Genomic DNA, 14,898 nt, shown 5'->3' with positions numbered 1-14,898 from the left:
CTTGGCACTATGCTCTCCACCGCAGGCGCCCCCTCACCACCTGGAGTGAGCCGGGATGAGATCACCACGCTGACACTGCTGCGCCGGGCCCGGGATCTGATTGATAGGGACTACGCCCAGCCGCTGGATGTGCCCACGATCGCGGCGAAGGCGTTCATGTCACCCGCACACTTTTCCCGCAAATTCCGGGCGGCGTACGGCGAGAGCCCCTATTCATATCTCATGACCCGGCGTATTGAGCGGGCTTCGGCGCTGCTCCGTGCGGGCGTTTCGGTCACGGATGCGTGCATGGCCGTGGGTGCCACCTCATTGGGTTCATTCAGTTCCCGATTCACAGAGGTCATGGGCGAGACGCCCAGCAGTTATAAGTCCCGCGACCACAGCGCCATCGAAGCCTTGCCGCCCTGCTTCATGAGGGTGGCCACCCGCCCAGCTCGGAACAGTGGCACGGACGGTGACTCTCACGGTGCACCGCAAAGTGCTGCCCATGCCCTTGCTCAACCTGCTATCCAGTCGAGCAGAAATGAAGAAGCCCGGCCCCCGGCAAACGCCTAACGTGGGTGCCATGACCATTTCACTTCAGTTCACACATTTGACCGTTCACAACCCCGATGCGGCCATCGCCTTCTACCGCGACGCCCTGGGCCTTAAAGTCCAGAACGATGTCAGCAACGGCGATTTCCGTTGGGTCACCATGGGTACCAGTACACAGCCGGGCCTGGGCATTGTGCTCTCCGAACCGCATGCCGGACGGTCCCAGGAAGACGGCGATGCCATGGCTCGCCTGCTCGCCAAGGGTGTGCTGCCCATGCTCAACTTCAGCGCAAGCGATCTGAACGCAACTTTTGAGAAGGCAGCGGCTGCCGGGGCAGAAGTGCTCCAGGAACCCGTCGAACAGCCGTGGGGTCCCCGCGATTGCGCCTTCCGTGACCCCTCCGGCAACACGGTCCGCATCGCCCAAGCCTGATCCGCCAAGGCTCTTCAACACAATCCGCGCCCGTCTCCCACATATGCGCCCGGTCTACGGGGCGCATATGTGGGAGGCGGGCGCGGAGGTTGCACGGCCGGTCGCCGCGGATCATAGTGCCATCACAGTCAAAGTTATCCACAGGTCAGCGTCTCCCCACTTACATGTGGTGCCACGCTCTGGAACCCTTGAATGTATGAGCACACCACGCTTGATCCTCCCTTCCGATCTGGAGCTGGCCGGCCAAGATTCCCGCCTTCTCACCAGGCTCTGCAACAACGGCAGGTATTTTCGTGTCCGCCGCAGCGTCTACACCGAAGCAGTCGAGTGGCATGCGCTGGATGAGTTCGCCCAATACGGCTTGCGCGCTGCGGCGTTCACGCTGACCACCAAAGCGCCTCCGGTGTTTTGCTCCTCCACGGCTGCGCTTCTTTGGGGTTTGTGGATCACCGGAACACAGACGAATCTGCACGTTGTGACGGAACAGGCCGGTGGCGGCCGCAGCCGCGGGGACATCACACGGCATTTGGGTCGGCTGGACGAGGCAGTAGTGCGCTGCGGCCCGTTGCTGCTGACGGACAAACTCACCACCACACTGGAGCTGATCACCGCACTGAAATTTGAGCAGGCTGTGGCGGTATGTGATTCAAGCCTGCACCTGCCCAGATACCCCAAACGCGGCAATATTTTTCTGCCTGCTGACGTGCCCGCCGGCGATCATGATCCCGTGTGGAACCTCAACGAACCGCAAGGCCCTCCCCTGCTGAAATCCGACCTTCTGACTGCTGCTGAATCCTTGCCGTCTCGATCGGCGTTCAACAGGGCCGTGGCTGTGATTGAGTTCGCATCCGGGCTTTCCGGTTCTGCCGGCGAGTCTCTTAGCCGGGTGCGGATGGCCCAACTGGGGTTTGTTGCCCCGGAGCTGCAACATCCTTTCACCCTGCGTGATGGCAGGGAAGCATATGTTGATTTCTGGTTCGAGAAGCAGCGAAAAGCCGGGGAATTTGACGGCAGGGCCAAGTACTTGCGGCAAGACTGGGCCGGCGGAAAGTCCCTCGAAGAGCGAATCCTCGATGAAAAGAACCGTGAGGACCAGATCCGGGCTCAGAGTGCCGGCTTCTTCCGATGGACGTGGCGGGAAATGATGGACCTCCGGGGCTTCGAACGGCTGCTTCGTCAAGCTGGCATCCCGCAAAAGTAGCAATCTATCCAGTTCCGCGCCCGCCTCCCACATATGCGCCCCGTAGACGGGGCGCATATGTGGGAGGCGGGCGCCGATTTTAGCCGGTGGCTGCGGGTGTCTAGATCAGCCCGTCGGAAAGGTGGTTTGGTGTGCCGAAGCGGTGTGCCGTTATGCTGACGGCCTGCTCGTGGAGGAACACCCGCATCTCCACTCGCCCGGCCTCAGTCACCGCACCGTGATAAATTGCCAGATCCGGGCGCCCGCCCGTTGCCTCATAAACGGCGCTTGAATCTCCTCCAATGAGGCGGATACGGCCAGCTCCGAAGCGGCGCGCGGTGGTGAGCCATTCGGCGTCGTTCTCCACAGTCACCGGAATCCGCAGGCTGAGCAGCAGTGCCGCCATCTCACTGGGAAGCGCGTCAGCGCAGGAGACTTCCGGAGTTACCCCGGCCAGGATCCCTGCCGCGAGCACGCGCAGCAGCTTCGAGAGGAACTCCCCCTCGGCGAGGCGGACCAGCGGGTTCAGTGGCAGGTAGCGGAACACGTTGCGCTCGGCGGTCAGGGCCGAGACGTCGCGGGCGGCGCCAAACTCGGCGGCCCAGGCAGCGGCGTCGCTGTGCAGCGAGCGGGTCAGGAACGCCTGCTCCTCGGCCGGCAATGAGGACGCGGCGGCGAGGACCTTGCGGGCCGCGTCACTCAGCGGCGCGGTGGCACTCGCTTCGGCAGGAACCCAGGATCCCAGACCCATGAGGTAGCTGGGACCGCCCGCCTTGGTGCCAGCACCCACAGCCGATTTCTTCCAGCCACCGAAGGGCTGACGCTGCACAATAGCACCGGTGATACCGCGGTTCACGTACAGGTTTCCGGCTTGCACGGTATCCAGCCAGAGCTCAATCTCCGCGGGGTCCAGTGAGTGCAGCCCGGAGGTGAGCCCGTAGTCAATCGCGTTGACCATGGCGATGGCCTCCTCCAAGGTCTCGGCCGTCATGACTCCTAGGACCGGGCCGAAGAATTCGGTCAGGTGGAAGTTCGATCCGGCCGCAACGCCGGTGCGCACGCCCGGCGACCAGAGCCGGCCGGTGGAATCGAGCTGGCGCGGCTCCAGGGCCCACGCTTCGCCGGCGTCCAGTGTGGTCAGTGCACCGAGCAATTTACCTGCGGCAGGCTCAATGACCGGCCCCATCTGGGAGGTGGCAACGCCGGGGTAGCCCACGTTCAGGCTGGCAGCAGCGTCTAGGAGCTGGTTGCGGAAGCGCGGCGACTTCGCCACGGAACCGACCATGATGACCAACGATGCGGCGGAGCACTTCTGCCCTGCGTGGCCAAAGGCTGACTGCACCACGTCCTTCGCCGCCAGGTCAAAATCGGCGCTGGGCGTGACGATCAGCGCGTTCTTGCCAGAGGTTTCCGCCAGCAAGGGCAGGTCGGTGCGGAAGCTGCGGAACAGCTCGGCCGTTTCATAACCGCCGGTCAGGATCAGCCGGTCAACGGACGGGTGCGCCACGAGCGCCTTTCCGAGCTCGTTTTCGCCAAGCTGGACCAGCGCCAGGACCTCGCGCGGCACGCCAGCGTCCCACAATGCCTGGACCATGATGGAGCCGCAGCGCTGTGCCTGGGGTGCCGGCTTGATGACAACGGCGGATCCCGCCGCCAATGCCGAGAGTGTGGAGCCTGCCGGGATGGCGACGGGGAAGTTCCATGGCGGGGTCACAACGGTGAGCTTGGCGGGGACGAATGTGGCACCGTCCACCGTTTCCAGATCCTTGGCGCGCTCGGCGTAGTAGTGGGCGAAGTCCACGGCCTCGCTAACCTCCGGATCGCCCTGGTCAAGCGTCTTGCCGGTTTCGGCGGCCATAACCTCAAGGAGCTCGGCGCGGCGGGAGTTGAGCATATCCCCTGCCCGGTGCAAGATGGCGGCACGCCCGGACCCGCCCAGTGCGGCCCATTCGCCGGAATGTTCGACGGCGGTGTCCACTATGGTGTTCAGCTCGTGAAGTTCCGTAACGGTGGTGTCCGCGACGAGCTCGTTGCCAAGCTCCGAGGACGGGATGCGGGCCAGGATCTCCCGTCCCCAGACTCGGTTGGGTGCCAGTGCGGGGTCGGTGTCAGGGGTGTTGGCGAAGTGGTCAGTAGCGGCTCCGGCTGCGGGCTGGGTGCGGTCCTGCACCCGGTTGGTGGGCGGCACGGAGTCATCCAACTCTGCGAGGGAGGCCAGGAAACGCTCCTGCTCGCGTTGAAACAGCCCTTCATTCTCGGAGAGCTCAAACACGGCGGACATGAAGTTTTCCTGGCTGGCACCTTCTTCGAGGCGGCGGATCAGGTAGGCGATAGCAACGTCGAACTCGCCGGGATGGACTACGGGCGTGTACAGCAGCAGCGAGCCAACGTCGCGGCGCACGGCCTCAGCCTGGCCGGTGGCCATGCCCAGCAGCATCTCAAATTCGAGCTGGCGGGAGTCGGCGCTGATGCCGCGCTGCTGGGCGAGCAGCCAGGCGTGGGCAACATCAAACAAGTTGTGTCCGGCCACGCCAATGTGGACGTTGTTAATGTGTTCGGGGGTGAGCGCGTAGTTCACAATGCGCTTGTAGTTGGTATCGGAATCCAGCTTGCTGCCCCACGTGGCCAGCGGCCAGCCGTTGACGGATGCCTGCACCTGTTCCATGGGCAGGTTTGCCCCCTTGACGATCCGCACCTTCACAGGAGCGCCGCCATCGGCCCTTCGCGCAGCAGCCCACTCCTGCAGGTCGATCATGGCGGCCAAGGTGTCCGGCAGGTAGGCCTGAAGCACAATCCCGGCCTCCAGGTTCTTGAACTCGGGCTTGTTCAGGATGCGTTTGAACACGGCGATGGTCATGCCCAGATCCTTGTATTCCTCCATGTCCAGGTTGATGAACTTGGGCTTGGGGAAGGACGCAGCCAGCGTGTACAGGGGCGTGAGTTTTTCCACCACATGGTTGACGGCGTCCTCGAACGCCCAGGGCGAATGCGGGGCCACCGTGGAAGATTCCTTGATGGAGACGTACTCCACGTCGTCCCTCGCCAGCAGGTCCAGGGTCCCCGTTAGGCGGCGGCTGGCTTCCTTTTCGCCCAGTACGGCCTCGCCAAGCAAGTTGAGGTTCAGGTCCACCCCGCCATCGCGGATCTTCGCGATGGCCGGGCCCAGCTTGGCGTCGGTGGCGTCCACAATCAGGTGGCCCACCATCTCACGCAACACCCTGCGGGCGATGGGAATGACAAGCTGTGGCAGCACTGGTGCCATGAGCCCGCCCAGACGAACCGCGGCGCGCATGTACCAGGGTAAAAATGCGGGGACCTTGGGGGCCAGCATAGCCAGGTTCCGTCCGGCCACAGCCAGATCTTCGGGGCGGATCACGCCGTCAACGAATCCCACCGTGAAGTCCAGCCCGTTCGGGTCCTTCAGCACACCGGCCAGGCGCTGGGCGGAGACGTCAGCGGGGAACTTGGCGGCCTCGGTGAGCCAGCGGCGGACCAGTGCAATGGTTTCCTGTGCCAGTGCATCACTGGGGACTGGGATTGCGACGGAATGCGCCCCTATTGCGGAGGCGTAGTTACCTGATGTGGCCGCGTCGGAGCCGGCGGTGGTGGAACGTGTCATGGCTGCTGGTGCGTTCTTTTCTGTTGTTTGGGATGTCCTGAAATAATGGTTCTCACCACCAGTATGGAGCGAATGTTCATTTAGCAAAAGTGGTGATTTATGATGAATATTAATCATTTCTACTAAACTATTTGGAGGCGTCCGTGTTGGACCTCAAACGGCTGCGCATGCTGCGCGAATTGCACCTTCGCGGAACCCTCGCTGACGTTGCCGCGGCGTTGGCGTACAGCCCGTCCGCAGTCTCCCAGCAGTTGGCTCTCTTGGAGAAGGAAGCTGGGGCAAAATTGCTGCGCAAGGTGGGCCGGCGCGTGCAGTTAACCCCGCAGGCAGAGATTCTCGTGGCACACACCGCCGAAATATTGGAGACTCTGGAACGCGCCGAGGCTTTTCTCTCAGCGTCCCTGTCCACCGTGACAGGGACCGTGAGGCTGGCCGTGTTTCAATCTGCAGCCCTGGCGCTGCTGCCGAACATGCTCACCGCCATGGCGCAGGCCTATCCGGAGGTGCGCCTTGAAGTGGTTCAGCGCGAACCCGAGACGGCGCTGTATGAGACGTGGGCGCGGGACTTTGACTTGGTGGTCGCGGAGCAATATCCCGGCCACGCCGCCCCGCTCCACCCCGAGCTGGACCGCGTCACGCTCACCACCGATGCCATCCGCCTTGCCGTGCCGCACGAGGGGGTTGCAGGAGGCATGTCCCGCCTACTCACGGGGCCCATCACAGGCATTGCAGACACGGCCCGCCTGCCCTGGGTCATGGAACCGCACGGCGCCGCATCGCGCCACTGGGCCGAGCAAACCTGCCGGCAGGCCGGATTTGAGCCCGATGTCCGCTTTGAAACCGCCGATCTCCAAGCCCAGATCCGGCTCATCGAATCCGGGAATGCTGTGGGTCTCATGCCAGATCTTATGTGGACCGGACGCCCGCCAGCACTGACTCTGCTGGATCTGCCGGATCTGCCACGGCGAACAGTGTTTACCTCCGCCCGGCTGGCCAGCCGGCTGCGCCCAGCCATTATGGCGTGCCGGGAAATTCTCACCGAGACCGCACTAGCTCTCGGTGAAGAGGAAACTACCCATTATCTTGAGCCAAGGCGTCTGCTGGATTGACCGAGACGGGACAGGCTCCGTATTTTTCAAATTAGCAGGGGCCGCATTACGTCCCAACTCCTGTGCAAGGGTTCGTTCTAATTTGTCGACTCAGCAGTGGATACCCGAGCTCTCCTGCATCAAATGAGCCCTGCAGCGTCTTGTTGAATCTTGCTGAGAAGGCGGAACAGCTCGCTACGGCAACATCGAGAGGGCGTTGCACCCGCCTCACGTTCAACCCCCGTGCAACCATTAGAGAATGTCCGGCGCAGTCATAAAAAAGCTGGCGAGCGCCATTGTGCCGCCCGCCCTGTTTACCGCTGGGCTAATCCTGATTGCCAATGGGACTCTGAGCCGGGGATCTGCAGGAGAGCTTTTTGAACGCACGGTACCAATCCTGTTATTTGTTGCGGCCATGACTATTGTCACGGAGCTAGCCGATAACGCTGGACTGTTTCGCATCATCACCGCCTGGTTGGCACGCCTTGGTACCTGCCGTGGCCGTGGCCGATCACAAGCGCAGCGCTCACTCTCTGGCCGGGTCATGACACTGTGGCTGCTTGTAGTTGTTTTGGCCGCATTGAGTACGGTATTCCTCTCTCTGGACACAACTGCCGTGCTGGTCACCCCGGTGGTGGTCACGCTGGCCCGGCATGCCCGTATTCACCCGTTGCCGTTCGCACTGACAACAGTGTGGCTGGCCAATACGGCTTCGCTTTTTCTGCCTGTCTCGAACCTGACCAACTTGCTGGCCCGTCAGCAACTTGATATTGGTCTAGCGGGATTTCTGCAGTTGATGTGGGCGCCGGCGCTGGTTGGTATTGTGGCACCGTTGGCGTTCCTACTCGTTTGGTTTCGGAAGGATTTTAAAGGCTCGTATACCGCGCCCGAGATTCCTGCAGAGACAGACAAGCCACTGCTGCTAATCAGCGGGGCAACAGTTGCACTTCTGCTGCCAGCACTAGTCTCAGGCGTTCCCGTTGCTATCCCTGCCAGTATTGCTGCGTGTTTCCTGGTGGCCGTGTTTATTTTTCGACGGCGTTCTGCTTTGCGCTTGCGCATGATTCCGTTCCAGCCTCTGCTGCTGACGATGGGGTTATTTATGCTGGTTGCAGCCCTCCACGACCATGGCTTGGGTGCAGCCTTAGCCCGCATCTCCGGCTCAGGAAATGACTATCTGAGCCTGCTGCAACTCGCCGGGTTGGGAATGGCAAGCGCTAACGGGTTCAACAACCTCCCTGCGTATCTGGCGCTTGAGCCAACGGCCGGCTCCGCCGTGCGGCTGGCTGCCGTATTGATTGGCGTTAACCTAGGCCCGCTTGTCTCGCCCTGGGCCTCATTGGCTACCCTGTTGTGGCACGGCAGGCTCAAATCGATGGGAATCAACATTTCTTGGACTGGGTACGCACTGGCCGGCGCTGTCCTGTTGCTACCGCTGATCCCCGCTGCAGTATTGGCTTTGTGGCTCTCCTCAGGAATGCCCGGCTGACCCTCACTACCAACGCTCCTGCAGAACGAGTTCATTTTTTTAACAAACCCTCCCGCACTGCTGCAGCAGCGTTGTCTTAAAATACCCCGAATCTGCGGGAGCGTTTTTGGGGAAGCACACCCTGCTGTCAGACTCCCGTGCAACCATGGAATCATGAAAACCCCAGCCGACTCCGCACCCCCTGGGGTGTGGGATGTGGCTGGCCCGTACTCCCTGCCGCAGACGCTAGGCATCCTGGCCCGCGGCCCAGGCGACACCACCGTCCGGCTCACACCGCACGCTGCGTGGCTTGCCTTCAATACCCCTGCTGGCGCAGCCACGCTGGGCGTCACCACGCACGGCGCTGAACTGCACGTCCGAGCCTGGGGCCCAGGGGCAGAGGATGCCTTGGCTGGGGCTGCCGCATTGCTGGGACGCCACGATGACTGGTCAGCGTTTGACTCCCCCACGTTTGCTGCCACCCTGCCATCGCGTGTCAAAGAAGCACGACGTCGCAACCCGGCCGTGCGCCTGCCTTCCACCGGGCGGATGATTGATGCCTTGGTACCCGCTATTTTGGAACAAAAAGTCACCGCCCTAGAAGCCCGGCGCGGCTACTCCACGCTACTGCGAAAGTTTGGTTCTGCGGCTCCTGGTGCGGGTATTGACCCAAATGTCCCGGCTGATCTCAGGGTTGCCCCCACCCCGGAGCAATGGGCCGCCATCCCCTCTTGGGAATGGCATCAGGCGGGCGTTGGACCGCAGCGTTCGGCAACTGTGCAGCGGGTGTTACGTTCGGCGTCGGGCGTGGAACGGTTGAGCCAGCTGCCCGCAGACGAGGCGGGGATTAAGTTGCAAAGCATCCCCGGAATTGGCCAGTGGACTGCGGCAGAAGTCACCCAACGAACCCACGGATCTCCTGACCATGTAGCCGTAGGTGATTACCATCTGGCCGCTTATGTTGGCTGGGCGCTGGCGGGAAAACCTGTGGATGACGCCACGATGCTGGAATTGCTTGAACCGTGGCGAGGTCACCGCCAGCGCGTGGTGCGGATGCTGCAACTGAGCGGCTTTCGCAAACCAACCTTCGGGCCACGCATGAGCATCCAGGACCACCGCGGGCACTGAACCGCAGGCACTGAACGGTACCCTGTCAGGTGGCTAAGCGAGGTTCACAGTGCGGAACCGCTTCTCTTCCCTGAGGCAAGATCGCCTAGGCTGTTTTTATGAGCGAGATTATCAACCTAAAAGCCACCTTCATTCCCAATGAGGACGAGTACTTCCGTGTGAAGCTCGCCCTCGAGATCGCCATCGAGCAGGTCGTTGAAGAAGCCGGCTGCATCCAGTACGAAATCACTGAGGACTCCGAGGAAAAGATCGTATTGACAGAGCAGTGGGCTTCAGACGAGGACCTCGTCAAACACAGCAAGGGAATCGCTGTGCAGGATCTCAACGAATCCCTGAGCGCACTGCTGGCTGAGCCCGTGAAACTGGAACGATCCTAAACAAAAAAGAAAAGGGGGCACCACACCAACTTCGGTGAGGTGCCCCCTTTCTCGTTTGAGGTAGTTACTCCGCGGCGCTGGATTCGTCTTGCTTAGCGGCAACAGTTGCATGAACTTCGCTCATGTCAAGGGCCTTAACGGCGTCAATGACAGAATCAAGCTGTGTTCCGTTCAGGGCGCCGGGCTGTGCAAACACCAGCACCTTTTCACGGAACGCCATGAGCGTCGGGATGGAGGTGATATTTGCTTCTGCGGCAAGCTGCTGCTGGGCTTCGGTGTCTACCTTGGCGAACACAACGTCGCTGTGCTTCTCGGAAGCAGCCTCGAAGGTCGGTGCGAAGCGCACGCAGGGCTGGCACCAGCTAGCCCAGAAGTCAACAATCACAATGTCGTTGCCTTCAATGGTGGGACCAAAATTTTCCGTGGTGATTTCAACTGTAGCCATGCCTTAACCGTACGGGATAGCCCACACTCATGCCCAAGGTTTCGCTCACCGCGTGAGGAAGGGCGCCTGCGCCTTTGCTGCGCCCATGGTGCGGACCGCCTGCACGAAGACAGTGGAGACCTCTCCTTATTCTCTGAAATTTAGGAGCAAAGACACACCAAGTTAACAGAGAATTCACCTTGAGCACGCAGGCTGGCGATGTTGAGTTAGCAGACAAGGAAGCAGCGATGACTTTCACACCAGGAGATCCCATGACACGCCCACTTCATCACCGAGCTTTTATTGATCCCGAAAATAACGAGGTGTGGCCGGCCCTGACCCACAATGAGCCAATAACTCTTGTCAACAACCGCGGCTGGCGCCTCGCAGGCCGTGTGGAGACGCTTTCCAGCGACCGCCAGTGCCTATGGATCCAACTGGACTCCGGCATGGGCCGCCAGCTGATCCACCATCAGGACGGCTTCGTTTTGGAAAACACCCAAAAGGCAAACTGATTCTGCCTGCTCCATCAGTGATTCTGCAGGCAAAACCAGCAAGCACGCAGTCCTAAACTTTGGACTTGCGGTATCCGGCATTCTTGGCAGCAGTCTCGGTGCTGAAGCAGATCTCAGGCGTGGTCTTTGTATAGAACTTCTGATTCTTGAGGTGGTAGATCTTACTGGGTGCGTTGCCCTTGATCGGCGCCCATGATGGGCAGTTCCACTTGCTGGCTGGCTTGGATGAGGTGGGTTTGGCGGCAGCCACAACCTTGTTGTTTATTGCCCCTGTGGATGAGGCCTTGTATTGCCCCTGAGCGGGCACCAGCGCAGTCCACTTGCCTGAAACACTCGCCGCAGCACTCGCCTTGAAGGCACCCGCTGAGTTGGTTTTCAAGGTTCTCACCAAAGTCTTCGGCGCCGAACCATCCGGATCGAAGTAAATCTTGACCGTGATTGCGCCCGTGTTGGCCCAAGAGCTCCCCTTGGCCTGCTGCACTTGGCCGGAATAGCTGAGTGTTTTCCCTTTGGTCACGGTGGCTGGCCCCACCACAAATTTGGTAATGCGAGTGGCAGAAGAGGCGGCAGCCTGAGCAGAGGTAGGAGCCACCAGCAAAGGAAGCAACAAGGCCAAGACCGCAAAAATCACAATCAGAAAATAACGCGGCTTACGCGAGCCGAGGCGCATAGAAAAGTTCAAGCACTCCCCCAAGGGCACTAGCCGGACTCACCATCCGGACACAAAGTTGACTGGCGAAGCATATCGAGACTTTGAGAGGTTTGTAGCACCTGACGAGAATATGACGGCCGTGGCCGCACGGCTCAGGCTGCAGCTGTGTGCTTGAGCCTAGTCTTCCGGACTGATCATAGAGACAAACTCTTGAGCGTCCGTCACCCCGATTTCTGCGTGGTCCCGCAGAAGGTGGGCTGCGCCGTCGTAATTTCCGGAGAGCGCCAACTGGCGAATCTGAGCATAAATCTCCGCGTTGAGCCGGGTACTGGCCACCTCCCGCACCTCATCGCCTTGGGAGACGATGGCCCGGTAGCGGTATTGGCCCTTGGCGGCAGCCGGCTTCATTTGTAAGTCCGCGGCCAGTTCCCCGGAGGGACTGTCAGGTTTAGGCGCCTCCATGGGGTCCTCAGCCGCCGGTCCAGCGTTGATGATGTCCGCCACGGTCAGCGGTCCTCCCGTTGCAGTGGGGCTTGGAGCCTGGTTGATTATTCCTTGGTCTTTGGAAGCTGGTTCAGGAGTAGGCTGTGGGAATTGAGCCAGGGCCGCAACGGCAGCCGCGGCTTCTCCGAGTCCGGTGCGCGTTGCCTTGCGATATTCCTTCACCGCATTGAGTACTTGGTGCTGGGCTATCAACGAGTACACACGCCGGTGAGTCTCCGGAGTCAGCCGCGCACTGGCTTCCTGCGCATCCTCTCGGGTGATATCGCGCCCATGCCTCGTTTTCTTGACGCCGGGATCCTTGGCGGCGGGCCCCTTGGCGCTAGGCTCTGCCGAGGATCCGTTCAGCGTGGAGTCCTGCTCTGGCCGGCTTCGGCTTCCTATGAGCCGGGCACCCACAACCACAACAATGACAACAACTAACAAGATGATCAAGGGCACGACGTATTCCATGACTTAACTGTAGTTCGCCCGCGACGTACAACAGCAAAAAACCCGGAACCTCGCACTCAGTGCGCTGTTCCGGGTTTCCCGTTTGGTGGCAGATACTGGATTCGAACCAGTGAAGGCGTTGCCAGCTGATTTACAGTCAGCCCCCTTTGGCCACTCGGGTAATCTGCCAAGGCCAGCCATACCCAAACAACAGGTCTGACTTTCGCTCCCAAGAAGTGGAAGCAGTAAAACAATACAAGGAATTTGCTCAAGAATCGAATCGAGAGTGCCAAATCACCAAAATTGGTCAAAATTTTCTAAAATTACGCGCTTCTGCCTACTCTCAGTGCACTGTCAGGCGTCGCCATGGATCCTCTTGACCAATTGGCTCTCCATGAAGGCGGCCTGTTCGGGGGTCAGCTGTTGCAACTGGACCGCCCTGGCCATGTCTTCGTGAACACCGGCGATCCTCGAGGACGCAGAATTGGGCGGTGAGCCGATAATGCTGCCCGGTTCAAAAGCTGCCATAGATCCACCAACAAGGGCCGGACCACTCAAGACAGTCACTGCAGCTAACGTGACGGCCGCGACGGCTGTCCCCACAGTCTTCTTCCGGCCCGCTGCAGGTTTGGTGCCAGAACGATGCGCCACAGCACCCCTGCCCACGTTTGCGTCCACGTTCATACCGGCCTTTGCACTGCCGTCTGCGCCGGCAACCGGAATCGCGTTTCCAACCGTGGCCATGGATCCTCCTGATGCTGGTTCTCTCAACAACTTCCAGTTTGCCTAGAACAAATGTGCACATACCCAACAAACCCTTGAAGGACACTGTGAGCGCCCACCGCCCTCCCAAACCCCACTTCGTACGCTTTGGGCCCCTCGGGCGCTAGCGCCCACCGCCCTCCCAAACCCCACTTCGTACGCTTTGGGCCCCTCGGGCGCTAGGCTTAGATTCAAATCAACCATTCAGCTTTATAGGTATTCGGAGGAATCATGGCCAGTGAGTCAACGTTCGACGTCGTCAGCAAGGTCGACAAGCAAGAGGTCGCCAACGCCTTGCACCAGTCCCAGAAGGAAGTAGTGCAGCGCTATGACTTCAAGGGCGTCGGTGCCGAAATCGATTTTAGCGGCGAGAAAATTATGATCAAGGCCAACTCCGAAGAGCGCGTCATGGCCGTCATGGATGTCTTCGAGTCCAAGCTGATCAAGCGCGGCATCTCCTTGAAGTCCCTTGACGCCGGCGAGCCCTACGCCTCCGGTAAGGAGTATCGTCTGGAAGCCGAGATCAAGGAAGGCATTGCCCAAGACATTGCCAAGAAGATCAACAAGCTGATCCGCGACGAAGGGCCCAAGGGTGTCAAGTCCACCATTCAGGGCGATGAACTGCGGGTGAGCTCAAAGAGCCGTGATGATCTTCAGGAAGTCATGGCAATGCTGCGCAAGTTCGAGGACGCGGACCTGCAGTTCGTCAACATGCGCTAAGCCGAACTCCCCCCTCTGCGGCCACCGCTTAAAGCACGGTTGCACTAAAAAGCGCTCATCACTGAACTCTCCGCAAATCTGCGGAAAACTTTCAGACGGTGAGCGCTTTTTCTCTTGCCCGCATGACGGGTCAGGCATAGTGTTCCAGTAACCTCACAAGATCAACCGACGTTTGGAGTCGCCATGAACCCTCAAAGGTTCCCCGCAGGAGCGCCGTGCTGGATTGATTTGATGACCTCAGAGATCGCCAAGTCAAGAGATTTCTATACCGCTTTGTTCGGCTGGAGCTACGAGGTGGGGGATGAAGAAAAGTACGGCGGCTACGCCACGGCCTTCAAGGATGGCATGAGCGTTGCCGGCCTCATGCAGAGCCGCGAGGACGGCGAAGGCTACCCCGATATGTGGACCACCTACCTGCGCGTGGATGACATTGGCGCAACCATGGATGCCGCCAAGAATGCCGGGGCCATGACTTATATGGAAGCCATGGAGGTCCCGGATCAGGGGAAAATGGCCATGCTTGGCGACCCCTCGGGAGCCTCGATCGGGCTGTGGGAGTTTGGCGGGCACACGGGATTTCAGGCCCACGAAGTTGCTGGCGCTGCGGCTTGGCATGAACTGCACAGCAAGGATTACCCCGCCGCTGTAGCGTTCTACCGCGATACTTTTGGCGTGCTGACCTCCGTCATGAGCGATACCCCCGAATTTCGCTACACCAACATCGTCAGCGGTGAGCAGCCACTTGCCGGCATTATGGACGCCTCGGGCTTCCTCCCGGATGAGGTCCCGTCAAGCTGGCACGTGTACTTCCAGACGGACGACGCCGATGCCACCATCGCGCTGGCCCTTTCCTTGGGTGGCACCATAGCTAATCCTGCCGAGGACTCCCCCTTTGGAAGGATTGCCGGGCTCACCGATTGCACCGGTGCCATGTTTAAACTGGTCCAGCCACTGAGCTGATCCTGCCAAGGCTGATCCCGCCAAAGCTGACCCGGGTAAAAACAAGATGGCCCACAGTAACCGTTGAGAATTCACTAGAAATCGTAGATTCTCAACGGTTACTGC

At 60.3% G+C, this 14,898-nt stretch carries 15 protein-coding genes and 1 tRNA gene; 10 read left to right on the top strand and 6 right to left on the bottom strand.

The window, feature by feature from the left end:
• Window positions 1–9: 9 nt before the first annotated feature.
• The 3 genes from CVS29_RS06250 to CVS29_RS06240 all read left to right on the top strand — a co-directional run bounded on the left by CVS29_RS06250 (window position 10) and on the right by CVS29_RS06240 (window position 2,168).
• Complete coding sequence (locus CVS29_RS06250; RefSeq protein ID WP_179442481.1) at window positions 10–555, top strand: helix-turn-helix transcriptional regulator; 546 nt, start codon at window positions 10–12, stop codon at window positions 553–555.
• 10 nt (window positions 556–565) lie between these two features.
• Window positions 566–967, top strand: coding sequence for a VOC family protein (locus CVS29_RS06245; RefSeq protein WP_110105658.1), 402 nt, complete (start codon window positions 566–568; stop codon window positions 965–967).
• Between the two features lie 196 nt (window positions 968–1,163).
• A complete protein-coding gene (locus CVS29_RS06240; RefSeq protein WP_110105484.1) occupies window positions 1,164–2,168 on the top strand; it encodes a hypothetical protein in 1,005 nt (334 codons plus the stop codon).
• A 100-nt stretch (window positions 2,169–2,268) separates the two neighbouring features.
• Here CVS29_RS06240 and CVS29_RS06235 read toward each other — a convergent pair whose 3' ends face one another.
• Window positions 2,269–5,766, bottom strand: a complete 3,498-nt coding sequence (locus CVS29_RS06235; protein WP_110105483.1) for a bifunctional proline dehydrogenase/L-glutamate gamma-semialdehyde dehydrogenase — start codon at window positions 5,764–5,766, stop codon at window positions 2,269–2,271.
• Window positions 5,767–5,909: 143 nt separating this feature from the next.
• Between CVS29_RS06235 and CVS29_RS06230 the strand changes: the two genes are divergently transcribed.
• The 4 genes from CVS29_RS06230 (at window position 5,910) to CVS29_RS06215 (ending at window position 9,827) form a co-directional block, all read left to right on the top strand.
• Window positions 5,910–6,875, top strand: coding sequence for a LysR family transcriptional regulator (locus CVS29_RS06230; protein ID WP_110105482.1), 966 nt, complete (start codon window positions 5,910–5,912; stop codon window positions 6,873–6,875).
• 238 nt (window positions 6,876–7,113) lie between these two features.
• On the top strand, window positions 7,114–8,343 hold the full coding sequence (locus CVS29_RS06225) for an SLC13 family permease (protein ID WP_110105481.1): 1,230 nt from the start codon (window positions 7,114–7,116) through the stop codon (window positions 8,341–8,343).
• A 153-nt stretch (window positions 8,344–8,496) separates the two neighbouring features.
• Window positions 8,497–9,450 carry a DNA-3-methyladenine glycosylase family protein gene (locus tag CVS29_RS06220; RefSeq protein ID WP_245932091.1) on the top strand — a complete coding sequence of 318 codons (954 nt, stop codon included), beginning with the start codon at window positions 8,497–8,499 and terminating at the stop codon, window positions 9,448–9,450.
• 98 nt (window positions 9,451–9,548) lie between these two features.
• Entirely contained in the window at window positions 9,549–9,827 is a 279-nt protein-coding gene (locus tag CVS29_RS06215; protein ID WP_110105480.1) for a putative quinol monooxygenase, read from the top strand.
• Window positions 9,828–9,891: 64 nt separating this feature from the next.
• Here the strand turns inward: CVS29_RS06215 and CVS29_RS06210 are convergent, their stop codons facing one another.
• A complete protein-coding gene (locus CVS29_RS06210; RefSeq protein WP_110105479.1) occupies window positions 9,892–10,272 on the bottom strand; it encodes a thioredoxin family protein in 381 nt (126 codons plus the stop codon).
• A gap of 251 nt (window positions 10,273–10,523) precedes the next feature.
• Here CVS29_RS06210 and CVS29_RS06205 point away from each other — a divergent pair, with 251 nt between their 5' ends.
• Entirely contained in the window at window positions 10,524–10,766 is a 243-nt protein-coding gene (locus CVS29_RS06205) for a hypothetical protein (RefSeq protein ID WP_146213004.1), read from the top strand.
• Between the two features lie 52 nt (window positions 10,767–10,818).
• Here CVS29_RS06205 and CVS29_RS06200 read toward each other — a convergent pair whose 3' ends face one another.
• From CVS29_RS06200 to CVS29_RS06185, 4 genes are all read right to left on the bottom strand, one after another.
• Window positions 10,819–11,397 (bottom strand): sunset domain-containing protein, encoded by a 579-nt coding sequence (locus CVS29_RS06200; protein WP_146213003.1) that lies wholly within the window; start codon window positions 11,395–11,397, stop codon window positions 10,819–10,821.
• A gap of 198 nt (window positions 11,398–11,595) precedes the next feature.
• Window positions 11,596–12,372 (bottom strand): hypothetical protein, encoded by a 777-nt coding sequence (locus CVS29_RS06195; protein WP_146213002.1) that lies wholly within the window; start codon window positions 12,370–12,372, stop codon window positions 11,596–11,598.
• 83 nt (window positions 12,373–12,455) lie between these two features.
• A tRNA-Tyr gene (locus CVS29_RS06190) sits at window positions 12,456–12,540 on the bottom strand.
• 165 nt (window positions 12,541–12,705) lie between these two features.
• Entirely contained in the window at window positions 12,706–13,095 is a 390-nt protein-coding gene (locus CVS29_RS06185) for a hypothetical protein (RefSeq protein ID WP_110105475.1), read from the bottom strand.
• A gap of 249 nt (window positions 13,096–13,344) precedes the next feature.
• Here CVS29_RS06185 and CVS29_RS06180 point away from each other — a divergent pair, with 249 nt between their 5' ends.
• Both CVS29_RS06180 and CVS29_RS06175 read left to right on the top strand, forming a co-directional pair.
• Entirely contained in the window at window positions 13,345–13,833 is a 489-nt protein-coding gene (locus CVS29_RS06180) for a YajQ family cyclic di-GMP-binding protein (RefSeq protein ID WP_110105474.1), read from the top strand.
• Window positions 13,834–14,016: 183 nt separating this feature from the next.
• A complete protein-coding gene (locus tag CVS29_RS06175; RefSeq protein WP_110105473.1) occupies window positions 14,017–14,793 on the top strand; it encodes a VOC family protein in 777 nt (258 codons plus the stop codon).
• Window positions 14,794–14,898 lie beyond the last annotated feature (105 nt).

This window comes from Arthrobacter psychrochitiniphilus (assembly GCF_003185915.1).
Taxonomy (GTDB): domain Bacteria; phylum Actinomycetota; class Actinomycetes; order Actinomycetales; family Micrococcaceae; genus Specibacter; species Specibacter psychrochitiniphilus.
Note: the sequence above shows the minus strand (reverse complement) of the source record. Positions and strands in the feature narration are given on the sequence as shown.